This is a genomic window from Methylomonas sp. EFPC3, from assembly GCF_029643245.1.
Classification (GTDB): Bacteria; Pseudomonadota; Gammaproteobacteria; order Methylococcales; family Methylomonadaceae; genus Methylomonas; species Methylomonas koyamae_B.
This window is the reverse complement of record NZ_CP116398.1, coordinates 3,198,334-3,221,047: the sequence shown is the minus strand read 5'-3', so window position 1 is coordinate 3,221,047 and position 22,714 is coordinate 3,198,334. Positions and strand designations below refer to the sequence as shown.

The following is a 22,714-nucleotide window of genomic DNA, read 5'->3' as shown; positions in this document are numbered from 1 at the left end:
TGAGCCGCTATGGGTTTCTATGAGCCTATAAACAGGACTGGGATATTGCAGCGGTTATTTGATGGCTATTTGATTGCCGAGCCTTGGACGATATTCCGGAAGCAGGATTTTCGGCCCAAGGCATTGATTTAACTGGATTGTTATTATTTGACGGCTATTTGATTGTCAGGGGCAACATAACTATTTTTTACCCGCCGAATGGGTAGCTTGGGCCGTTTATCCATTGGTCTATAAAGCTGGCTATGAGCCGCTATGAGGTTTCTATGAGCCTCTATGGGCGGGCTATAGGACAATCACCACTTGAAATGAGTTAATCAAACACGGAATAGATCATGGGCCGGGAACTGGAAGACGTTGAAAAACCATTTATCGCGCAGTTAACGCAACTGGGCTGGTCGCCAGTCGAAGGCAGTTTGGACGATCCCGCTGTCACCGGGCGTGGTAGTTTTGCTGAGGTTATTCAGGAAGCGGTTTTACGGGAGCGGTTGCGCGCATTGAATTTGCGCGATGGCCGGCCCTGGTTGGATGATGGGCGGATTGCCGGAGCGGTGGCGGCAATTACCCGATTAAGTGGCCGGTTGATGGAGGCCAACGAAAAGGTCACCCGCTTGTTGATAGACGGTATTACCGTGGAGGGGTTGCCGGGTTGGGACGGCGGGCGCGGCCAGACCATCCGTTATATTGATTGGGAAACGCCTGGTAATAACCGCTTCACGGTGGTTAACCAGTACCGTGTCGATTGCCCGCCGGGCTTTAATGCCGCCAAGGCTTTTATCGTGCCGGATTTGCTGTTGCTGGTGAACGGTTTGCCCATCGTCGTAGTGGAATGCAAAAGCCCGTCGATACCGGAACCGCTGGCCGAGGCGGTTGATCAATTGCGCCGCTACGCGAATCAACGCCACGCTGCGTTGGAAGTAGACGACAACGAGGGCAACGAAACCTTGTTTGCCTCGGTGCAATTGCTGATTGCCAGTTCGTTCGACGAAGCGCGGGTCGGTTGCATCGGCGGCGGGTTCGAGCATTTTACGCAGTGGAAAACGGTGGTCGGGCCGGACGGTTCGGGCAACGAAGCCGAGGTGGCCGAGCGCTTAGGCAAGACGATTGTTTCCGAACAAGAGCGTCTGATAGCGGGCCTTTTAACGCCAGCGCATTTGCTGGATGTCATCCGGCATTTCATGCTGTTCATGCAGGCAGAAGGTCAGACCATCAAAACCGTGTGCCGCTACCAACAATACCGGGCGGTGAACAAGGCACTGAACAAGCTGAAAACCGGAAAAACCCGCAAGCAGCATGGTGAAACGGATCAGCGTGGCGGCATCATTTGGCACACGCAGGGTTCCGGTAAGAGTTTGACCATGGTGTTTTTGGTGCGTAAATTACGCGCGGAACCCTTGCTACGCCGATTCAAAGTGATCGTTGTCACCGACCGCAACGATTTGCAGCGGCAACTATCGGCGACTGCGACGCTGACAGGCGAGACGGTGGAAGTCGCCAGCAATACCACCGGCATCAAGAATTTAGCCAAGCGTAAGGGGCCGGGACTGATTTTCGCCACCATCCAAAAATATCGCGATGCGGAGCTGGTTGATGACGTACCGTTGACTGCCGCCGATTTGCCGAAACAAGCGGGTATCTCCACGCCAAAATCCACGTACAACGCCCAAGCCGCCTTCGAGGTGTTGAACGACGACGAAGCCATTTTAGTGTTGGTGGACGAAGCGCACCGCACCCAGGCCGGCGATTTGCACGCCAATCTGCTGGCCGGTTTGCCGAACAGTGCCCGCATCGGCTTTACCGGCACGCCTATCATCATGGGCGAGAAAAAGCGCACCCACGAAATTTTCGGCGAGTTCATCGACCGTTACACCATCAAGCAAGCCGAGGCGGACGGCGCCACGGTGCCTGTACTGTATGAAGGTCGCACCGCCAAGGGTGCGGTGAAGGATGGTGCCAGCCTGGACGAGTTGTTCGAGGACTTGTTTCGGCAGCACAGTCCGCAAGAGCTGGAATTGATCAAACAAAAATACGCGACCAAAGGCCAGTTGTTCGACGCACCGGCACTGATTGCCGACAAAGCCCGCGACATGCTGCGTCACTACGTCACTTTCATCCTGCCGAATGGTTACAAGGCGCAGGTGGTGGCTTATAGCCGCTTGGCGGCAGTACGTTATTTCGAGGCCTTGCAGCTTGCCCGCGATGAGTTGTTGCGCGATGCCGAAGCTTTATCGGCGGACGACAAGATGTTGGACGATGAAGCCTTATGTCAAAGGCCGCCAAAGGTGCAGGCCGTGGTGCAAGCCTGGCGGTATCGGGATACTTTGCGCGCGCTGCAATTTGCACCGATCATTTCCGGCAGCAACAATGATGATCCAGGCTGGAAGCCGTGGACCGATGGTTCGGCACACGAGCAATTGATCAAGCGTTTCAAAAAGCCGCTATTGCATGCCGATCCGACCAAGACCGACCCGCTGGCATTTTTGGTGGTGAAATCCATGTTGCTCACCGGTTTCGATGCGCCGATCGAAGGTGTGATGTACCTGGATAGGCCGATCCGCGAAGCGGAATTACTGCAAGCTATTGCTCGGGTCAATCGCACCGGCTTTGGTAAGCGTTGCGGGATTGTGGTCGATTACTACGGTGTGGCGAGGCATTTGCAGGAAGCGCTGGCGGCTTATGCCGACGAGGACATTGAAGGCGCGTTGACCAGTCTCCAGGATGAAATTCCGATATTGCGCGACCGGCATGTGCGGGTGGTGGATGTGTTTCGCCAGTGCGGGGTGGAATCGTTGGCGGAAACTGAAGCCTGTATCGAGGCACTGGCCAGCGAAAAATTACGTGCCGAGTTTGCGGTTAAGCTGAAGGCGTTTTTAGCGTCGCTGGATACCGTGTTGCCCCGCCCGGAAGGTTTGCCGTTCACCAAGGACGCCAAGCAACTGGCTTATATTTACGCCCGCGCTCGTAATCGCTACAAGGATACGCCGGTGTTGGGCAAGGATGTCGGCGCCAAGGTGCGCAGGCTGATCGACGAGCATGTGATTTCTTTGGGTGTGAATCCGAAAATCCCGCCGATCCAGCTAACCGATGCCGAATTCGAGCGACACGTCGGTCGTGCAGCCAACGATCGGGCCAAGGCCTCGGAAATGGAACACGCGATTCGCTCGCATATTAGAAAGCACCTCGATGAAGACCCGGTCGGTTACCGCAAACTGTCCGAGCGTCTTAGTGAGATTCTAAAAAACCTGGATCAGCAATGGGACGAATTGATCGCGCAATTGCAAAAAATCATAGCTGAACTGCGCAGTGGTCACGTCGCCAACGACGAAACATCCAGCGAATTGCCGGAACATTATTTGCCGTTTCTGCGCACCGTGGTCGATGTGGTTAAGGGTGGTGAAGTGCCGAATCCTGTTGAAGTCGTGCGTTTAACCGATGTAACTGTCGAGTTGGTTGATTTTCTGATCGACGAGTTGAAGGGCAATCCGGAAATTTGGGCGCCGCGTAAGGCAGCCGACCAGGATGCGTTGAACGGTCGCTTGTTTGATTATCTGATGCGCTTACGTCCGGCCTTGATCGATGGCAATGGTGCCGGGGTGTTGGCGGATAAACTGGTGGAACAAGCCAGAGCCAGTCACGATAAATTGCTGCAGGTTTGACGTGGACACGACCGGAAATCCCGAATTATCGGTTGACGACCTACGTTTTGCCGTAAAACGTAGCTCGCGCCGCCGCACTCTGCAAATTACAGTGGAGCGGGACGGCAGCTTGTTGTTGTCAGCGCCGCCGGAAGTCGATGTGACTGTATTGCGCGATTTCGTGATCGAAAAGCGCGAATGGATTTACACCAAGCTGGCGGAAAAAGAACGTCTGCAAAAACAGGTGCCGATCAGGCAATTCGTCGATGGCGAAGGCTTTTTGTATCTGGGACGCAGCTATCGTTTGCAGTTGGTCGACGTGCAGGCGGTTGCCTTGAAACTGGTAAGCGGCCGGTTTCGTTTGCGGCGCGACCACGTCGAACGAGGGCGGGAAGCCTTTGTCGATTGGTACACCATCCACGCCACCCGCTGGTTGTGGGCCAAAGCCAGGGAATTCCAGAGCCGCATGGAAGTAAAACCCGCCGGCGCCAAGGTGCAGGATTTGGGTTACCGCTGGGGCTCATGCGGCAAAGGCGACTGGTTGTACTTTCATTGGAAGACCGTTCTGTTGCCTCCGCATATAGCAGAATACGTCGTCGTGCATGAATTAGCCCATCTGCACCAACCGCATCATACGACAGAGTTTTGGCTGTCAATTGAACGGGTGTTACCTGATTTCGAGAGACGAAAGATTTGGTTAGCCGAGAATGGCATCAGCGTAGATGGGCTTTGACGTGAAAACGCGAAACCAACTCAGCTTAAATATTGAACCCAAAATGAATAAATGAGCGTGGTTGTGATTCAGTTTTAGGCGGTAGCGATGGCGTGCAGCCAAAATTCGAAATTATTTTAAATAAATTTTCTGGCATTTTGCCGTGAAAAATTAAGCTAGATATCGCGAATATTTTACCAAAAACAGTCGCTTACAACGATAAGTGTGTTGTATTTTTCTTGTATTTTCAATAGGTTGACCGTTTTTGGGGCATTGAGTAGTATCAGTACTAGTACTAATGCATTCGATGACTTTATAAAAAGTGAGCCCATTTTCCCATCTCCTACATGCTATCCGATCGTCCAGGGGCATCTGCCAGTCGGAGCTCTCAGATTTGATCGGCTACGAGCAAACTTATATATCGTCATTAGAAACAGGGAGAAAAGGTCCTCCTCCCAAAGAGTTTATTGATCGTTTGGCAAAAACTCTTAACTTGTCAGCGGATGAGCACGCACAACTAATTGAAGCGGCTAATGCTTCCAATCGAAAATTTATGATCGAAAAAGATGTACCACTGGACGTCTATTGGTTATTTAGCGATCTGAGGAATCGTCAGCTGGAGCTATCCCCAATTCAAGTGCGTTTGATACGCGATGTGATTTCAATTAAAGAAACATTGGCGGCTCAACCAGAGTATCCGGTTCAGCAAATAAGGCGACGAAAAAATCGGGAGGTTCACATGTAAAAACGGGACAAACCTTGCGGCTTGCCCCGCTGGTGTAAGAATCATTGATTGATACCTACGGTTTCGCAACTTCAGTATCATCAAAGTTCCCATCAGCGTCAAGCCCCTTCAGCATCTAACTCCCTGTTGATTATCGAGTTTTACGACCCGATATAGGCATCCTTTTGCCCAAAAGCAGGCGTATTCAACATCACAACTTAAGTTGTGAGGATTTGCCGTATCAAGCGCGGTAAGGAATTGTTATGTCTATTGAATTTGATGACCAGCGCCAAAATGCTGGTCGGAGGCCAGATTTGCGTCTCATTATTACGCCTCAGCCCAAAGCTTTGCGGGCAAGGGAGCCAGTGACCCGATCTCGGGGCAAGGTTCGAGGGGAATTTCCTTCGACAAAAATGAATCGCTCGATTGCATGGGAATCGCAGAATGAACAAAAAGCTTGTTATCACTTCGAGTTCTCACCCGTGGTCAAGGCGTTTCGTGAGCAGCCTCAAACATTTTACCTTCCAGCCCCTAATGGCATGTGTAGGTACACGCCGGATTTTGAGCTGACGTTTCAGAGTGGCGAAATTTGTTATGTCGAGGTAAAACCTTTATCGAAATTGTTCACGCCAAAAGTACTGGAGCCGCTGCAGGCTGCCAACCAGTTTTTGGCCGAAAAGGGCTATTGCTTCATCGTCTTGACCGAAGACGAATTGAATTTTCCCAATCGAATCAGGAATTTTTCAATTCTAAGACCTTATCTGCGCTTCGAGATTCCGCTTCACATTTCCGAACGAGCTCAGGCCTGGGTGACTCGGTGTAGTAATCCGACCATCGCGGAGCTCAGTTGTTTTGTTGGGATGCAAACCACTGCTTTTGCTTTGCTCGCCCAGCTATGTATCCGCTTCGACTTCGACCAGCCGCTGGAAAACTGTAATGGTCAACAAAAACCGGACACTTGTTTAGGCAGCGTCTCTCGAAAATTCCCGCTCGAATTCGATCGGGGATTGATAGCCCAATGTTGAATGCGATCGACGGCCGTTGTAAAAAGCCAAATAGTCGATCACGCTCAGTTTTGCCGCCTCTTGGGTTTTGAATTTTTCGTAGTTGAGCTGTTCATGCTTCAAGCTACGGAAAAAGCGTTCCGTCGGCGAATTGTCCCAGCAATTGCCTTTTCGGCTCATGCTTTGCTCCATGCGCATCACGGCCAGATGTTGGCGATATTCTCGACTCGCATACTGACTACCACGATCCGAGTGATGCAGCAGACCAGGTGGCGGTTTGCGACGCCAGAAGGCCATTTGTAATGCCTTGACACAGAGCGAGGTCCGCATGTGGTCGTCAATGGCCCAGCCCACCACTTGGCGGGAGAATAGATCGATAACGACCGCGACATACAGCCAGCCCTGTAACGTCCAGACATAGGTAATATCCGTGCTCCACACTTGATTTGGCTGAGCGACCTTGAATTGGCGATCCAGCCGATTTGGGGAGATGGCCTCGCTGTGGTTGCTGTCCGTGGTCACTTTAAATCGTTTGGGGTAGCGAACTTTTAACTTCAACTCCCGCATGATCCGCCGCGTTTTAAAGCGGCCGACGGCAAAACCCTGTTTCTGCAAGCGATCCGCTAAGCGACGCGAACCAAAGCACTGCTTGTTGTCGGTAAAGATTTGACACACTTTATCGGTAAGCTGTTGATCCTGCCGCTTTTTATCACTGCCTTGTGAGGCGGTGCACCATTCGTAGTAAGCACTAGTGCCAACGCCCATGACCCGACACAGTACGGTGACTGGATAGGTCTTCTGTTGCTCTCGAATAAACCCGTACTTTATTCGGTTTCTTTCGCAAAGAAGACTGCGGCCTTTTTTAAGATTTCGCGCTCCATTCGCAACTGTTCATTTTCCTTCCGTAAGCGGATCAATTCGTCACGGTCCCCCAGATTCAGACAAGACTTTTTTACCGCCGATTCGTTCGCCGAAGGCTTGCGTTCCGCTCGTACCCAGCGTCCTAGGGCGCTTTGCGATATGCCCAAATGATCGGCTGCCTGCTGTTGGCTGTAGCCTTTTTCCAGAACCAGTTTGGCGGCATCTTGTTTGAATTCCAGGCTGTATTTTGGCCGATTGTGTTTTTTGTCGTTACTCATGACCACCTCTGCTAACAGTATAAATTCTGCCTTTAGAAGTGTCCGGGGTTATTAGACCATTTCAGTTGGACTTGCTGGTGGTTGGCGTCTGGTATTCGCCCCTGACCATGATCCATGTCCAACCAAACCAGATGGTGGGATCGATTGGTCCGAAGTTACCATTATCTGCATTGAATATATAGGGGATTACCATGACTGAGTTAAGTGCTCCTTTTGCGCCAGACTGGGTATCTCCTCCTGGCGAAACAATCCTAGACCTGATTGAAGAACGAGGTTGGACTCAAGTCGAATTAGCGAAACGCCTTGGTTATACCGAAAAACATATCAGCCAACTAATCAACGGAAAAGTACCTTTAACCGATGATGCTGCTTTGCGTCTGGAACGTGTATTAGGCAGTAGCGCAGGCTTTTGGTTGGCTCGTGAAGCCAAATACCGCGAACATTCTGCTCGTTTAGAAGCAGAACGGATGTATGAAAATAGTGTCCAGTGGTTGAATGAACTACCTATCAAAGAACTCATTGCAAATGGTGCCATTCCAAAAATTCGTAACGACGTAAAGAACAGGCTAAATTTAGTTGACGCTTGCTTACGTTTTTTTGGAGTCGCTTCTCCTGAAGAGTGGCGTAACTATTACGGAGGCATGCAAGTAGCATTTCGCCGTAGCCGCGCCGAACAAAGTGACATCGGCGCGATCTCGGCTTGGTTGCGTTTAGGCGAATTGCAAGCTGAAAAACTGGATGGACCCAAATACGATAAAACTCGTTTTGAAAGTACCTTAAAAGTTATACGTGGCCTGACGCGTGAATCGCCGGAAATATTCGAACCACAACTTCGAAAACTGTTATCTGAAGCCGGGGTAATTTTTGTTTTAGTTCCCTCTATCCCCAGAGCCCATGTCAGTGGTGTAGCTCGTTGGTTGAGTCCAACTAGGCCGATGATACAGTTATCGCTTTATGGCAAGACTAACGATAAGTTTTGGTTTACGTTGTTCCACGAGGCCGCCCATATTTTGTTGCACGCCAATACCAAGGAAGAAAAAAAATCTGTTTTCCTGGACGACCCCAATACGAGTCATACCGATAACCCGCAAGAACATGAGGCGAACCAGTGGTCAGGTGATTGGTTAATTCCGTCTTGTTATGCCAGCAGTTTGGGTAGCTTACGCAGTAAAACAGCGGTAGAGACCTTTGCACAAGAAATTGGCATACACCCTGGTATTGTCGTAGGTCGTTTGCAGCACGATGGCGTGATTGACCCCTCTTGGATGAACGAATTGAAAACAAGCTTCCGTTTCAAGCAGGAAACGAATGCCTGAGGAGGCAATCAAATCATTAATCCCGGCTTCTCGCTCAAAGACATTGCCGACATGGGGGTGCCGTACTAAAGGCTTTGCATGTTGGCGATTGACGCCGAATTGCATGACCTGCATTGGGCGGAAACCAGAGGTTCCAGTACCGTTCGATAACGAACCTCCACTGATGGAAGGTTGCAAGCTCGATCTTGCAACCTTACCACCTGAGCTTGCAACCTTTCTGCCGTCTTCCGGCAGCAATCTTAGTCGGGACGCCTTGCGCGACTTGATCATAAGGCTTTGTGCCTGGCAGCCGTTGACCGGTGAACAGCTTGCAACCTTGTTGAATAAGGATCGTCATTACCTTCGCAACAAACATTTAACCCCCATGGTCGGCAGTGGTCAGTTGAGTTTGCGTTATCCGGAAAGTGTCAAGCATCCCCATCAGGCTTACGTGGCGCCGGAATAACATGAGGATCAAGAGGCATGACTGACAGGAATCAGTTGAAACCGGGATGGAAGGTCTGGCGCTTTGATCAGATGGCGACCAACGTTAATGTCCGCATCGACAATCCGTCTGAATCCGGCATGGAGCATTATGTCGGGCTGGAACACCTTGATCCCGATTCATTGCGGATTCGCCGTTGGGGCAGTCCGGACGATGTGGAAGCCACCAAGCTAATGTTCAAGAAGGGTGACATCATTTTTGGTCGCCGCCGTGCTTATCAACGCAAGCTGGGTGTCGCCGAGTTTGATGGCATTTGTTCGGCTCATGCCATGGTCTTGCGGGCCAAACCAGAAGTGGTGCTGCCGGAGTTTCTACCGTATTTCATGCAGAGCGATTTGTTCATGAATCGGGCGGTGGAGATTTCGGTGGGCTCGCTTTCGCCGACCATCAACTGGAAGACGATGGCGATTCAGGAGTTTGCCTTACCGTCAATATCAGAACAAAAAGAGCTCGTTATTAAATTTCAGGCTATGGATGAGGCCATCAACAAACTTGGGCAGGTTGTAGATACGGCAGAAAAGCTGAAACAGTCGTTAGCTAATCAACATTTCATGACTCAGCCCTCAATCCAAAAAACCTCACTGGTAAAGCTTTGCGAAATTATCAGAGATGGAACTCATGCTCCACCAAAACGTACAAGTGAAGGGCCGCTACTTCTGGGAGTTACCAATTTGATTAAGGGGCGTCTTCAAGAGACTTCTGAGGATACAAGGGTCTCCGAAGATTTTTTCAGAAAGATGCATAAATCCTGGACGCCGATGCCTGGCGATGTATTGCTGGCGATTGTGGGAGCGACTATTGGTAAAACAGCAATAGTGCCTGAGCAATTTCCTAAATTCACTCTTCAACGAAGCGTTGCGGTGCTACGAGGTAGTGTTGGCAAATTAGATAATCGATTTCTCAGATTCTTTTTGGCCTCTTCAATTGGCCAGCGCTTACTTTGGGCTAAGGTCCACCAAACTGCACAGCCTGGCCTTTACCTAAAAGATCTTGGCTCTATTGAGCTCGCTGTGCCTTCGATAGATCGTCAAAGGGAAATTGTTGAACAAGTTGAACAACTAGAAACCGCAAGTGATAACGCTCTTTCAAGACGGCATGCGTTGAGTCAAATGAGATTCGGCTCATTAAATGAAATATGTGTTTCTACAAGAGGTGCAGATGTTTACTGAGTCAAACACCGTCGAGGCATACCTTTATGATTTGCTCTCAGGCTCAGTTAAATCCGTTCCGACTAACGCTGCCAAAGAACCGCAAACTGCCTATGGCCGCGCCTCGAAAGGTTTAGGTTGGCGTCGCGTCGCCAGCACCGACATTCCTCGCCAACCCCAGGAAGTGCTGGTCGAACCCTGGCTGCGCGAAGCGCTGATCCGCCTCAACCCGGAAATCACCACCCAGCCCGACCGCGCCGACGAGGTGTTATACAAACTGCGAGCGATCATTCTGTCGGTACGTTCCGACGGACTGATTCGGGCCAACGAAGAAATGACCGCCTGGCTGCGCGGTGAGCGATCCATGCCGTTCGGCCACAACAACCAGCATGTGCCGGTGCGGCTGATCGATTTCGACGACCTCGACCAAAACCAGTACGTCGCCACCCAACAATTTACTTACCGTGCCGGCAGCGCCGAACGTCGTGCCGACCTGATGCTGCTGGTCAACGGCCTGCCGCTGGTGTTGATCGAAGCCAAAACCCCAACTCGCGAGGCGGTGAGTTGGGTGGACGGTGCCGTGCAGGTGCATGACGATTACGAGAAATTCGTGCCGGAGCTGTTTGTCTGCAACGTGTTCTCGGTCGCCACCGAAGGCAAGGCCTATCACTATGGCTCACTCGGCCTGCCGATCAAGGACTGGGGGCCGTGGAATCTGGATGAGGAAAACGGCGATGCCTGCCAACATCCGTTGAAAACCTTGCAAATGGCCGCCGAAAGCATGCTGCGGCCGCATGTGGTGCTGGATATTCTCGCCAGCTTTACCTTGTTCGCCACCGACAAGAAGAAACGCCGGATCAAAATCATCTGCCGTTACCAGCAATACGAAGCTGCCAACAAGATAGTGGAACGGGTGCTGGCCGGCTATCCGAAAAAGGGCCTGATCTGGCATTTTCAAGGTTCCGGTAAATCGTTGCTGATGGTGTTCGCTGCGCAAAAGCTGCGCCTGCATCCCCATCTGAAAAACCCGACCGTGCTGATTGTGGTGGATCGCATCGACCTGGATACCCAGATCACCGGCACCTTTACTGGCGCCGACATTCCCAATCTGGAAAAAGCCGAAACGCGGGACAAGCTGCAACAACTGCTGGCCCAGGACGTACGCAAGATCATCATCACCACGATCTTTAAATTCGGCGAGGCCGAAGGTGCGTTGAATGATCGAAACAACATCATCGCCTTGGTCGACGAAGCCCATCGCACCCAGGAAGGCGACCTGGGCCGCAAGATGCGCGATGCGCTGCCTAACGCGTTTCTGTTTGGTTTGACCGGCACGCCGATCAACCGCTTCGACCGCAATACCTTTTATGCCTTTGGTGCCGAGGAAGATGACAAGGGCTATTTAAGCCGCTACGGTTTTGAAGAATCCATCCGCGACGGCGCCACACTGAAGCTGCACTTCGAGCCGCGTTTGCTGGAACTGCATATCGACAAACCCGCCATCGACGCCGCTTTCAAGGAAATGACCGGCGCACTGTCCGACCTGGACCGCGACAACCTCGGCAAGACCGCCGCCAAAATGGCGGTGTTGGTGAAAACCCCGGAGCGTATTCGTCGGGTGACGGAAGACATCGTTCAGCACTTCCAGAACAAAGTCGAGCCCAATGGCTTCAAAGGTCAGATAGTAGCGTTCGACCGTGAATCCTGTCTGCTTTACAAGCAAGCGTTGGATAAGTTGCTGCCGCCGGAAGCGTCGGAAGTGGTGATGACGGTCAACGGCAACGAAACGGAGTACAAGCCCTTCGCCCGCAGCAAGGATGAAGAAGAGCGTTTGCTGGATCGTTTCCGCGACCCTAACGATCCACTGAAACTGTTGATTGTGACCGCCAAACTGCTGACCGGTTTCGATGCGCCAATCTTGCAGGTCATGTATCTGGATAAACCGCTACGCGACCACACCTTGCTGCAAGCCATCTGCCGGGTGAACCGGACCTTTTCCGAACTGAAAACCCACGGTTTGATTGTCGATTATCTGGGGATTTTCGACGACGTGGCCAAGGCATTGGAGTTTGACGATAAAAGCATGCTGGCCGTGGTGTCGAATATTCAGGAATTGAAAGACAAGTTTCCGGAGGCGATGCAGAAATGCCTGGCATTTTTTGCCGGTGTCGATCGCACGATAGTAGGTTACGAGGGTTTGATTGCCGCCCAGCAATGCCTGCCCAACAACGAGGTGCGCGACAATTTCGGCTCCGAATACAGTTTGCTTGGCAAACTCTGGGAAGCCATCTCGCCCGATACCTTCCTGGGGCAATACGAAAAGGACTACAAGTGGCTGTCGCAGGTATACCAGTCTGTGCAACCATCCAGTGGTCACGGCAAGCTGATCTGGCATTCGCTAGGCGCCAAAACTATCGAGTTGATTCATCAAAACGTCCATGTCGATGCGGTGCGCGACGACCTGGATACGCTGGTGTTGGACGCCGATTTGCTGGAAGCGGTGCTGTCCAATCCGGACCCGAAAAAGGTCAAGCAAATCGAAATCAAGGTCGCACGGCGCTTACGCAACCATCTCGGCAATCCAAAATTCAAGGAATTGTCCGAACGGTTGGATGCCTTGCGCGACCGTTTTGAGAACGGCGTACTGAACAGCGTCGAATTTTTGAAACAACTGCTGCAAATCGCCCAGGAAGTCTTGCAGGCCGAGAAGGAAACGCCGCCGGAAGAAGAGGAGGATCGGGGTAAATCGGCATTGACCGAGTTATTCAACGAAGTTAAAACGGCTGAGACGCCGATCATTGTCGAACGCGTGGTGGCAGACATCGACGAAATCGTCCGACTGGTGCGTTTCCCCGGTTGGCAAAACACCCTGGCTGGCGAGCGGGAGGTCAAAAAGGCGCTACGCAAATCCTTGTTCAAGTACAAATTGCATGCCGATGAGGAGCTGTTTGAGAAGGCTTACAGCTACATCCGACAATATTATTAGCTAACTGCATTGATTTGATCGTTGTCCGGCCAAAGCCGGAGAGGATTCACCCGCAGTACCTAAAAAGCATTTCAATGTGGGGGCGCTTAACAAAACTCCTTTTCCTCTTCCACTGATCGAACTCCAAGATCAGTTCGCAACTGTAGTCAAAAAGTCGAAAGCCTCAAATCCCACTACCAACAAAGCCTGACCGACCTGGAAAACCTTTACGGCGGATTGAGCCAGCAAGCCTTCAAGGGTGAATTGGATTTATCGCAGGTGCCGTTGCCACTGGATAACGAAGCAGAACGGTAAAAACCCTTTCGCGATTTTCGTGGTCAACCATCGCAATTTCAACCGGCCGTATTGATATCCAACCCTATCGCCTGCCGGTGTTGTTCCCAGGCGTTATCCAGCAACAGGAAATAGCCGAATAGCTGGTATTGGTATTCCGCCGGATCGGTGGCCGAGTGAAACGGCACCAGCAAGGCGGTGGAGTAAATCAGTTGGCCCAGGAACAAACCTTCGGCAATTTCCACCAGTTCGTCCAGACAGGTGCCGATCGGGGCCGGTCCGCCGATCAGCGGGTAGCGGTAATGGAATTGGAACACTTGCTTGGCCTTATCCGGCCCGTTGTTCATCGGCAAGATCGACGGCCTGTCGTCCACCCCCAAAAAGCTGTAGCCCTGCCTGACGAACGGCGAAGGGCCGGCATCGGCTAATTGCTGGATGGAGGGTAGCGGCGGGTGGTAGTTCATATCCAAGACCCGGAACAGGGCATCGGTGGGCAGGATGCGCGAGTCCTGGATGTTATTGCCGAATACCCAATGCTCGGCGGCTTCCCGTTCCCAGAACGCCTTGTCGGTTTTCGACATACCCCGGTCCCAACTGCCGCTGCGCAGATGTTCGGCGTAAACGCCCGGCTGTTGCCAATAATGTTCGCGGTTTTTCTCGACCAGCGCGTAATGCGGAAAGCTGGCCGGATGGGCTTTCAGCTCTGCGACCCGCTCCGGATAGCGCTGGGCCAGATCGTCGCTTTCGTCCAGCAGCATGCTCAATTTGCGACCGCCGATGCGTTCGAAAGACTTGCCGGCCCACGGGAAAATAAAGCGGCCGATATTGGCCCACACCGCGTTCAGCAAATTCGGCGCGCGCGGATCGGTTTGCAGCTTGTCGGCCAGTGCGGCCGGAATCATGCTGTGTTCCTGCAACGAGCGGGCGATGTTGGCGATAAAACTGTCGCCAAAGCCCCAATGCAAATTCAGCGTGGCACCGTGGTAGAAATCGAAGCCGCGGCACGGATCGTCAGCGCCATACCAGTTGCGTGCTTCCGGCGCGTCGAAGCGGGTGTTGTAACCTTTACCCTGGCCCTGGAATACGCCGTCGACAATGCCGGGCGCAACGCCGGCGCGAAACAGCCGATTCAACACTTCAAAATGCCGCAAATGGTCGTCGAAACCGCTGGCTGCCGAAATTTTGCCCTGCTGGCGTTGTAACATCTGCAAAATGGATTCGCCGGGCAGCAGCAACTCGCGTACGTCGCCATCGTCGGCTTTCGGCGACGCTTCCAGGCAAAACGTGGTGAATTTACGCTGCAACTCGGGGTCGTCTCGCCAACCGGTCGCCCAATCCACACCATCCGGTGCAACGCCCGGTTTGGCAGGCACCGGTTTGTCGTAGCCCAGCTCCTTCCAGCCGCACTCGCCGGGCCGTGGCCGTAAATTGGGGAAGGCGGCGTCCGCAAACGCTTCCCTGGCACGAGCGGTATCTACCATCAAAAAGAAGCCGTTGTTTTGGTAGCCGTAATCGACCGAGTCGTCGCCGGTATAGGCTTCGCCCAACTCCCATTCCGGCGGATGATCGCCGAATAGAGGCATCTGCAACGTACCCAAGCTGTAATGATGGGTGGCCATGACCAGCTGGCCCAGATAGACGCCGTCCTCGATCTGCACCAACTCGTCGATTAAGCGGGTCATTGGGAAGGCCGGATGCAAAGCGTGCCAACGGTAATTAAGCTGATAAACGGCTTTGCCGTTCATCTCCTTCACTACGGATTTGCCAGGCATAGCCAGAAAAATCCCGCCGGTTTTCACATACGGAATGGCTTTTTCCTTGGCCAGATTTTGCCCAAGCAATTGACTATCGAAGCCCTGCGCTTTGGTATCCAACGGCCGATCCCGCAAATTCCAGAACTGGGTCAGCACCGGCATACCCAAGCTTTGAATGAAATTGGGGTCGTCCGGTTCGCGGAAAAAATTCCGGCCGATGCGCGTCGTTTCCGGGTCGTAACTGGATAGCGCCACCGGATCGTGGCCGCATTTGGCGGCAAACACGTCTTTGGATACCGGCTCGAAGGTCTTGCCCATCCATAAGCCGGTACTGGCGTAAGTCACATTCCACAGCGTTGCCATCCATTCCAGATGCGCTAGCATGGAACGGTTTTCGCCGTGTTGCTTGGCGGCTTCCTTGAAATAATCGCTGTCGCGGATGGACATCGACACGCCGATCATCGGCCCGTCCAGCGGCGTGCTGGTGCCGCACTTGAACAGGGTCAGCAGTTTGTCGTGGATACCGTCCCATTCTTCGCGGCGCAGGTTGTCGCCCAAAATCTTGCGATAGCTGCCGAGCATGGGCAGTGCGCCGTTTTTCAGATCGGTGGCGACTATGGCGTCGAGCGCGGCAGCCAGCGCTTGCCGTTCGTGCTCCGACGCGGTTGGGAAATTGGCGACACTGAGATAGTTGTTCATGGTCCTTCCCCTGTGCTTGTTATCTTTTTGGCTTGGGCCGGAGCTAACAGCTCCGTTTAAAAGCCTTGTTGTTTTAAGTCTTTGACGATGTCCAGATATACGGCGGGGATATTGAAATGCGTCAATAGCAGGCCGCGGTAGTCCACCAAGTCCCCGTGCGACAGGCCTCGGTCGGGATTGTTATCGCCAATCAAGCCGCGAAACCGGCCCCATTGGCAGGATCGCGTGGAGACCATGCCGTCGTTGTCGCCTTCTATCCGCTTCAGCAACGCATGGGTGGCGGCAAACACCGGGTCGTCGATAGGCCGGCGCATTGAGGTGCCGTAGCTTTGGTAGTAAACGCCCGGCACGTCGGGTACTTGCCGATTGAATTCCGCCAGATAATGACGCGTCAGTTGCCTGATGGCCATGCCGGCTTGCGGGCTTTTGTCGCCGGTAATTCTGGCCAGGATGTCCATCGCCCCAAATCCCAAGCGCTGCGCCAGGCGTTTGAAGAAATTGACGCTCAACAGGTTTTCGGTATCGGGAATGTCGCCGGCCACCAAATCCGCCACGGCCGAGCCGCGATGCGGCGTGCAAACCGTGGTCAGGCTGGCGACCTTGTCGGCCATATCCAGTTTGGAAATCAGATAGCGCGCTTCCAGGCCGCCCTTGGAGTGGGCGATGAGATTGATCTTGGCCGAACCGGTTTGGCTGAGTATCTGCTCGATATTCGGTTGCAACGTCATTGCACTGTTTTCGTGGCTGTTCCAGGCATCCAGTCCGCCTTGAAACACCCTGGCACCGGCGGCTTCCAATGTTTTCGGAATCCGGCCCCAGGAGTTCAGCATCAACATGTCGTCGCGGTAACCGATACCGTGCAACAGCACGATGGGGTATAAAGTCCGGCAGGGTAGATCGGCTGCGGTGTTGGGGTTCATGGCGACTCTCCCGCTTGCCGGCTTACCCGGCGCAAATGCCGTACTTGGGCAAAATGTCGTGCAGCACGGTCAGGCGATGCAGTTGCAACGCGTCGTGAAACAGCTTCCAGTGACTACTCAAAAATGCCGGCGTGTATTTATGTACCCGCATGTCCCAACTGCTGCCCAGCGCTTTTTCCTTCCAGGAATTGGCGCCTTCGGCGGCATAACTAATCTCCGCCGTACCGAAGCTGAATTTCTCGCCTTTGAAGCCGTTCTTGACGATCTCCAGCCATTGCCGATGGCGGGCTTTGTCGTCCTTGACCTTTAACTCCAGAAATATTTTTGCCAGCAGCGTTTTGTCGGCGGCCGGCAATCCGTCCTGGGCTTTGCCCAGATAGCGCTGCATGACCTGGCACATCGCGTCCGCGGCCGTGCAAAAATCCGTGGGATTATCGCGAACGATCCAAACACCGCGACCGTTCCGATACTGCCAATGCAAAAACGGCAGGTCCGGAAAATCTTTGGCCCGGCCATGGCCCAGCGGCGGAATCACATCGTCCAGAATATCCTCCAATACATGCTGCAGCTGTTTGCTGTACATGCCGGAGCTTTTCAATTCCCGCGCGTGTTCCACTTCGTTGATTTCGTGTATCACCCCGGCAAAACCCTGGTGCGACCAGGTGTCGGCATACACATGCAAGGCAATTCCCAAGCGATGCAGACTGTACGGTTTGCCTTTATCGTCGACCGCTGCCTGCACCATTTCCTTGGCCGGCGGGCTGTCGGGCAGACAGACGATTTTCTGGATAAACGTACCGTCCGGGTCCTGACCCGGCCCCTTGCCGCCGTTGCCCGGCAGAAAATGGAACGGCAACCAGATCATCAGGTTTTGGTCGTTGTTCAAATTGCCGATGTCGGCGCTTTTGTGCGACGAATGAATTCTGGCGTAAAAGGCGTTGTTATCGAAATGGACCAGGCCATCGCTGACGGCGTCGTCCACGTATTGCGCCGAATAAGCAACGATGTCGGCATCCTGGTGAGTGAAGCCGGCGGTGCGGGCGGCGACATAAGTCACGGCATGATGGAAATCGGTTTGCATGACGACTCTCCTTGAAATCAACAGGCCTGCAAGCTATCGACGCAGCGTTCGATCTCGGCGTCGCTCATGAAGGCGGCGTACCGATAGTCGGTATCGATCCCAAAGCGCTGCAGCTTGTCCAGCCATAAGGGGTTATAAGGCAGGGCGCTGACCTGCTCGATCCGGTGCTCCCGCAAGAACCGGGCTATGCCGCGCAGATTTTCGTCGGTGGCGGTAATGTTGGGGATTAATGGAATACGGACTTTGACCGGAATCTCGGCGCACTCGGTCAGGCGCAACAAATTGTCCAGAATCGGCCGGTTGGAATGGCCGGTGTGGCGGATGCTGGTCGCTTCGTCGATCAGTTTTAAGTCGAAATAGACCAAATCCAGCCATGGCAGCAACAGGCGGGTAAAACGGCCGAAATTGAACATGCCGTTGGTTTCGATGGCGGTATGAATACCGGCGGCTTTCAGTTTTTTAAAAAAATGGTGCAGAAAATTCATCTGCGTGGTGCATTCGCCGCCGGACGCCGTGACGCCGCCGCCGGTAGCGTCGAAAAACGGTTTATCGATGGCGACTCGATAAAACAGCTCGTCCACACTCAGCCATTGGCCCACCCGCTCCAAGGCATGCTGCGAACATACCGCCGCGCAGCGTCCGCATTGGTCGCAACGTTCTCGATCGAGCCGCAGTTGTTGGTCTTGCAGCGTTAAGGCTTTTAATCGGCAAGCTTTAAGACAAGGCCGCTCGCACTGGTCCGGCCGGCATAACTCGGCACGAAAGGACAGGGACGGCCCCGGCGATATGCCCTCGGGATTTTGACACCAACTGCAACTCAGCGGACAGCCTTTGAAAAACACCGTGGTCCGGATACCCGGCCCGTCCTCACTGCTGTTGCGTTTGATATCGAAGATGAAAGCTTTGTGGTCCATCTCCGCTCTCCAATGCTAGGCCGCTTTGGGAATATCCAGTGATAACTGGATGTCCGTGGCGATAGCGCCCAATTTAAACAGATGGCCGACGTGGCCGGTCAGTTGCACCAGGTTTTCCAGCAGCAAACCGACGATATCGACACCGGAACGGCCCAGCAAACCGATAATCGACTGCACGTCCTTGAAACGCACCACCAGGTCGACTTGGCTGGGATCGTTCTCGATCCGGTCGGCCTGGTTTTCGTCCAGCACCTCTGTAGCAACCAGTGCCAGCGAATTCAAGGCCCGGCCGAACGGCGTGTCGATGTACAGGGCATCGGGATTGGGACAGAATTTGAGCAACACGTTCATGTCATCACCGCGCCGGCTGGTGCGGATCAGAAACTTGCCCTGATAGTAGCGTTGGCCGCCAGGTGCCAGGGGATCAATGATGATGAAGTTTTCCTCGAAAAAGGCATTGGCCTTGGCCGCTTGCGCGGCATCCAGCTGGCAATCGCGCAGCAAATAGCCAAACCCCAAGCGCAGCGCGACAGCCATGCCGCCGGCCAACAAGCGGCCTTGGGCTTTATCCAAAACAGCCGGCAGTTCGCCGGCATCAATCGCGGCATTGGCACCCAACTTCAAGGTTTTTTGTAAATTCGGTAATAAACAGGGAAATCCGGCATGCATGACAGTTCTCCTCTTAAATTGCGTTGAGCGTATGTTGCTCGGCGCCGGTGTCCAGCCCGAAATTGGCGCGTTGAATAATCTCTTTGCGCATCTGCGGACTCAGCGTGACGAAATACGCCGAGTAGCCGGCCACGCGTATCATCAGATCCTTGAACGGCTCCAGCGCTTTGTGCTCGGCTGCGCCGGCCCCGGATTGCCCTGCGGCGGTGGCGGCGCGGTCGGCGGCGACCAAGTCGTTGATCGACGACACGCACATTTGCACCAGTACGCCGTTCTGGTCGGCAAAGGCCTTCATGTAACGCGAGAACAATTCGGTGTCCTCTTCGAAATGGCCGCGATCGCGGGTGGTCAAGCTCAGGTTGTAGGTGTAACCGTTCTGCACCGTATTGGCATTCACGGAAGTGACCGACAACATATGATCCAGCAAATTGACCGGCTCGCCGTTGGCTTTCACAACGCCGGGACACGGCGTGATGCCGCTGGCGAACGATTCGCCGCTACGCCGGCCATTGGGCGTGGCCTTGGTCAGCATCCCAAAACCGGCATGGTTGGTCATACTCCAGTAACCCGGCAGATAGCGCCCACCGCGATGAGTGCGATATTGGGCAAATACCTCTTGCAACATTTCGGTCAGCAGGTGTGTGTATTTGACGGCGTTAGCGTTGTTGTAAATGCCGCCGGGAGTTTGATCCACTCCGGCCCCATATTTGGGGGCCAGCCGTATCATCTCTTTGATTTGACTGAGGCGGTCGGCGCTTAATGTCGGTAATGGCAACGGCGCGTCTTCTGGGTGCAGCCAGTTTTGCACCCGCTCCCGCAATGACGCCCAGAAACTTTTGGGCTGCAAGCTGCCGGTGTCGAAATCGGCCTGCATTGCCGCCAACAATTCGCCGGCCGTGACTTTGCCGCCGAATACCAGGGTGTCCAGCACGCAAAACGAATCGATCACATCGGCCAGCCCGATCACGGCAATGCCCGCCGAATTGTATTTAGCACCACCGGCGGAGACATCGCGAAAACTGGCGCCAGCGCTGTCGGGGGTATTGGTGGGGCCGGTGAACAGCCCGGATAAAAACGGCGACTGCCGTGATTGTTCGTAGAAACGGCCGAAGTAATTGTTGCATTGCACAACATGCCGGGCCATTTCGTTCAGTTGAAACCTAAAGGCCTCGATAAAGGCTGGCATGCTATCGATTTGGAGCAGCGGCTGCGTGGTGTAGCGCGCATCGCCGTAGAACAGATTGGGCGATTTTGGCGCCACGCCGTCGCTGCGATGTTTGCCGCCGTATAAGGCCAGCTCCAACACCGCCGGCAACACCATCAAAGTCGAGCCGGTGTTGCCGTAATGTTTGTGCGCGGCGTTTTCTTCGATGCAACCGATTGACGTGTAATCGTAGGCATCGGCCAAGGCTTCGTCCGCGCTGATACCGGCATGCGCCGCATAGTATTTGGCCATGGCCGGCACCACTGCCGCATCGCCATGTAAAGCGGGTGTGGCTCGGGTCAGGATATTGACCTGGCAGATGCGTTTCAGATACGGGTCCATTACCTCAGCGGGCAGCGAATTGCCTTGGGCGTCGCGGTGATGCACATCGCGGTGGTAGCGGGCATGCACGTTCGGGTCGCGGATAGCCAGTATCTCGGTGGCCTTGAGGATGATGTAGGTCATGTCGTTGACCGCATCGACGACCTGGCCGTTTTCGTAGCGAGTGCCGCCGACAGTCAACGCCTGATTGGAGCCGCTGCCGGCGAACAGGGTTTCCGAGCCGGAGGTGGACAGAGGCACATGATCGGAACAATGCAGGAAAAAATGGCTGACCAGTTCCACCGCCCGCCGGGTATAGGCGTCCTGCGCTTGAGGGTTATCCAGTTTTTGCCAATCGGCCAGATAGAATGGGTTGAGGATTTGGTCCAGGCGGCCGATGGAAAAACCGAAATTGGTGTTTTCCTGCAACAGCAGGTGGTAACAAATCCAGACCGCGGCCAGCGCTTCGTGCAAGGTTTCGGCTGGCTGCGCCGGAATCTTCCGGCAGATGGTCGCCAGGACTTGATTGCCGGCGCGGTCGGCAGCCTCGGCCAAATGCTGGGCGTAAAGTTTGGCGCCCTCGTATACCGCAATCACGCCCTGCAGAAACTCGATTTGCTGCGGCGTAGCGGCCGCGCCGCTGGCGATATCCTGTTTGGCGCGTTCGATCAAGCCATCGAAGCCGTACTTCAACACCCGTTCGAAATCCGGCACGGTATGGGACACGCAGGTGGCCTTATCGGACAGGAAGAACGCTACCCGTTCCATCAATTCCTGGGCTTTCGGGGTTTCTCCGGCTTTTTTACGCAAGGGCGGATCAATCGACTCCGGATAATTGCCGCCGATCCGGTCGCGGTTTTCATAGTCGGCGCTATCGTAGGCGCTGTAACGGGCCAGTTCCTGAATTGGCTTTTGTTCCAGCCAGAATGGAAAGATCTCCCGATTCAAGCGCTCGGCCACTTCCGGGCGAATCTTGAACGGATTTTGGGCGCGGGTGGTGACGGTTTTCAGTTCCGGCCAGATGCAATAGCCTATGGTGTCGGCGTAAACCACCGGGCCGACGAAGCTGGTGGTAGTTTGGCCGGGCAGCAAGTCGGCTGCGTGCACGATTGCGGTTTTATTGACGAAAATGTGGCGTAGCGCTTGGGCGCGCCGGGTGTAAGGCGGCAAGGTTTGGCTTTCGGGCCGGCGCAGAAACTCGGTTAATAGGCGCGGCAACTCGTCGCAAATTTCCGGCGTACCTGCCGGCGAAAACAGCTTTTCGCGCCAGGCGCTGACGACCGGGAATTGAGCCAGCGTGATGCTGCGGAGCGCCAAGTCCTTCAGGGTTTTAATTTTCCGGAAGTCTGGATTGGCGATGGGAAATAAATCGACTGTGCCGGACTCGGATACCGGTCCTGCGGAACTCTTGCCGAGCTCTACCGAAATACCGCCGTCGGCTGCTGGATATGGAACAGACATGTTCACCCCCTTTACCGCAGAGCGATCCCTCGAAAGCGTATACCGGCAGCTTGCGGCGCGATTGCCAGCTCCCTGCCCCGGCTTTTTGTGATCTATGTCTAAATTATAGCCCAATCCTCACCAAACGTAAGGAAATATGTAGGGCGATCCCTTCAATTTCGCTGCATGAAAAAACGCCTGGCCGGACCGCAATCGGCCCACGGCACAGCCACTATAGCCGGGCCGGTGCAAAAGCGTTTCATTTCTCCAATTAGCGGCTATGCTACTGCGAAA

Annotated in this window: 16 protein-coding genes; 8 read left to right on the top strand and 8 right to left on the bottom strand. The window is 53.9% G+C overall.

The window, feature by feature from the left end; genetic code table 11:
• Nucleotides 1-332 precede the first annotated feature (332 nt).
• The 4 genes from PL263_RS14415 to PL263_RS14400 all read left to right on the top strand — a co-directional run bounded on the left by PL263_RS14415 (nucleotide 333) and on the right by PL263_RS14400 (nucleotide 6,093).
• On the top strand, nucleotides 333-3,653 hold the full coding sequence (locus PL263_RS14415) for a type I restriction endonuclease subunit R (protein WP_278210001.1): 3,321 nt from the start codon (nucleotides 333-335) through the stop codon (nucleotides 3,651-3,653).
• Nucleotide 3,654: 1 nt separating this feature from the next.
• Nucleotides 3,655-4,365, top strand: coding sequence for a SprT family zinc-dependent metalloprotease (locus tag PL263_RS14410; protein ID WP_278210000.1), 711 nt, complete (start codon nucleotides 3,655-3,657; stop codon nucleotides 4,363-4,365).
• A gap of 301 nt (nucleotides 4,366-4,666) precedes the next feature.
• Complete coding sequence (locus PL263_RS14405) at nucleotides 4,667-5,089, top strand: helix-turn-helix transcriptional regulator (protein ID WP_278209999.1); 423 nt, start codon at nucleotides 4,667-4,669, stop codon at nucleotides 5,087-5,089.
• A 242-nt stretch (nucleotides 5,090-5,331) separates the two neighbouring features.
• Nucleotides 5,332-6,093 carry a TnsA endonuclease N-terminal domain-containing protein gene (locus tag PL263_RS14400; RefSeq protein ID WP_278209998.1) on the top strand — a complete coding sequence of 254 codons (762 nt, stop codon included), beginning with the start codon at nucleotides 5,332-5,334 and terminating at the stop codon, nucleotides 6,091-6,093.
• Here PL263_RS14400 and PL263_RS14395 read toward each other — a convergent pair.
• Nucleotides 6,031-6,885, bottom strand: coding sequence for an IS3 family transposase (locus tag PL263_RS14395; protein ID WP_278212847.1), 855 nt, complete (start codon nucleotides 6,883-6,885; stop codon nucleotides 6,031-6,033). The two genes, PL263_RS14400 and PL263_RS14395, sit on opposite strands and share 63 nt — an antisense overlap.
• Nucleotides 6,886-6,896: 11 nt before the next feature.
• Nucleotides 6,897-7,211: a transposase gene (locus PL263_RS14390; protein ID WP_278209330.1), complete on the bottom strand. Its 315-nt coding sequence runs from the start codon at nucleotides 7,209-7,211 to the stop codon at nucleotides 6,897-6,899.
• A gap of 191 nt (nucleotides 7,212-7,402) precedes the next feature.
• Here PL263_RS14390 and PL263_RS14385 point away from each other — a divergent pair, with 191 nt between their 5' ends.
• The 4 genes from PL263_RS14385 to PL263_RS14370 are packed head-to-tail and all read left to right on the top strand — an operon-like array spanning nucleotide 7,403 to nucleotide 13,145.
• On the top strand, nucleotides 7,403-8,527 hold the full coding sequence (locus tag PL263_RS14385) for a helix-turn-helix domain-containing protein (RefSeq protein ID WP_278209997.1): 1,125 nt from the start codon (nucleotides 7,403-7,405) through the stop codon (nucleotides 8,525-8,527).
• Nucleotides 8,520-8,972: a hypothetical protein gene (locus PL263_RS14380; protein ID WP_278209996.1), complete on the top strand. Its 453-nt coding sequence runs from the start codon at nucleotides 8,520-8,522 to the stop codon at nucleotides 8,970-8,972. Before PL263_RS14385 ends, PL263_RS14380 begins: the two co-directional genes overlap by 8 nt.
• Nucleotides 8,973-8,989: 17 nt before the next feature.
• On the top strand, nucleotides 8,990-10,180 hold the full coding sequence (locus PL263_RS14375) for a restriction endonuclease subunit S (protein ID WP_278209995.1): 1,191 nt from the start codon (nucleotides 8,990-8,992) through the stop codon (nucleotides 10,178-10,180).
• The gene (locus PL263_RS14370; protein ID WP_278209994.1) at nucleotides 10,170-13,145 is read left to right on the top strand and encodes an HsdR family type I site-specific deoxyribonuclease; all 2,976 of its coding nucleotides are present in this window, start codon (nucleotides 10,170-10,172) and stop codon (nucleotides 13,143-13,145) included. The genes PL263_RS14375 and PL263_RS14370 overlap by 11 nt, the downstream gene beginning before the upstream one ends.
• 332 nt (nucleotides 13,146-13,477) lie before the next feature.
• On the opposite strand, the gene PL263_RS14365 is transcribed toward PL263_RS14370, so the two are convergent.
• Genes PL263_RS14365 through PL263_RS14340 form a run of 6 tightly spaced genes read right to left on the bottom strand, consistent with a single transcriptional unit; the run spans nucleotide 13,478 to nucleotide 22,441 of the window.
• Nucleotides 13,478-15,871, bottom strand: coding sequence for a hypothetical protein (locus PL263_RS14365; protein WP_278209993.1), 2,394 nt, complete (start codon nucleotides 15,869-15,871; stop codon nucleotides 13,478-13,480).
• A 56-nt stretch (nucleotides 15,872-15,927) separates the two neighbouring features.
• Complete coding sequence (locus PL263_RS14360) at nucleotides 15,928-16,791, bottom strand: alpha/beta fold hydrolase (RefSeq protein WP_278209992.1); 864 nt, start codon at nucleotides 16,789-16,791, stop codon at nucleotides 15,928-15,930.
• Nucleotides 16,792-16,813: 22 nt separating this feature from the next.
• Nucleotides 16,814-17,872: a DUF6765 family protein gene (locus PL263_RS14355; protein ID WP_278209991.1), complete on the bottom strand. Its 1,059-nt coding sequence runs from the start codon at nucleotides 17,870-17,872 to the stop codon at nucleotides 16,814-16,816.
• Nucleotides 17,873-17,889: 17 nt separating this feature from the next.
• Complete coding sequence (locus PL263_RS14350; protein WP_278209990.1) at nucleotides 17,890-18,786, bottom strand: glycyl-radical enzyme activating protein; 897 nt, start codon at nucleotides 18,784-18,786, stop codon at nucleotides 17,890-17,892.
• A gap of 15 nt (nucleotides 18,787-18,801) precedes the next feature.
• The gene (locus tag PL263_RS14345) at nucleotides 18,802-19,455 is read right to left on the bottom strand and encodes a hypothetical protein (RefSeq protein WP_278209989.1); all 654 of its coding nucleotides are present in this window, start codon (nucleotides 19,453-19,455) and stop codon (nucleotides 18,802-18,804) included.
• 13 nt (nucleotides 19,456-19,468) lie between these two features.
• Entirely contained in the window at nucleotides 19,469-22,441 is a 2,973-nt protein-coding gene (locus tag PL263_RS14340) for a pyruvate formate lyase family protein (protein ID WP_278209988.1), read from the bottom strand.
• Between the last annotated feature and the right edge of the window lie 273 nt (nucleotides 22,442-22,714).

Excerpts from the sequence above, each read along its gene's own strand:
- PL263_RS14415 (WP_278210001.1), top strand. The coding sequence starts at position 333 with ATGGGCCGGGAACTGGAAGACGTTGAAAAACCATTTATCGCGCAGTTA.
- PL263_RS14400 (WP_278209998.1), top strand. The coding sequence starts at position 5,332 with ATGTCTATTGAATTTGATGACCAGCGCCAAAATGCTGGTCGGAGGCCA.
- PL263_RS14390 (WP_278209330.1), bottom strand. The coding sequence starts at position 7,211 with ATGAGTAACGACAAAAAACACAATCGGCCAAAATACAGCCTGGAATTC.
- PL263_RS14385 (WP_278209997.1), top strand. The coding sequence starts at position 7,403 with ATGACTGAGTTAAGTGCTCCTTTTGCGCCAGACTGGGTATCTCCTCCT.
- PL263_RS14380 (WP_278209996.1), top strand. The coding sequence starts at position 8,520 with ATGCCTGAGGAGGCAATCAAATCATTAATCCCGGCTTCTCGCTCAAAG.
- PL263_RS14375 (WP_278209995.1), top strand. The coding sequence starts at position 8,990 with ATGACTGACAGGAATCAGTTGAAACCGGGATGGAAGGTCTGGCGCTTT.
- PL263_RS14370 (WP_278209994.1), top strand. The coding sequence starts at position 10,170 with ATGTTTACTGAGTCAAACACCGTCGAGGCATACCTTTATGATTTGCTC.
- PL263_RS14365 (WP_278209993.1), bottom strand. The coding sequence starts at position 15,871 with ATGAACAACTATCTCAGTGTCGCCAATTTCCCAACCGCGTCGGAGCAC.
- PL263_RS14360 (WP_278209992.1), bottom strand. The coding sequence starts at position 16,791 with ATGAACCCCAACACCGCAGCCGATCTACCCTGCCGGACTTTATACCCC.
- PL263_RS14355 (WP_278209991.1), bottom strand. The coding sequence starts at position 17,872 with ATGCAAACCGATTTCCATCATGCCGTGACTTATGTCGCCGCCCGCACC.
- PL263_RS14350 (WP_278209990.1), bottom strand. The coding sequence starts at position 18,786 with ATGGACCACAAAGCTTTCATCTTCGATATCAAACGCAACAGCAGTGAG.
- PL263_RS14345 (WP_278209989.1), bottom strand. The coding sequence starts at position 19,455 with ATGCATGCCGGATTTCCCTGTTTATTACCGAATTTACAAAAAACCTTG.
- PL263_RS14340 (WP_278209988.1), bottom strand. The coding sequence starts at position 22,441 with ATGTCTGTTCCATATCCAGCAGCCGACGGCGGTATTTCGGTAGAGCTC.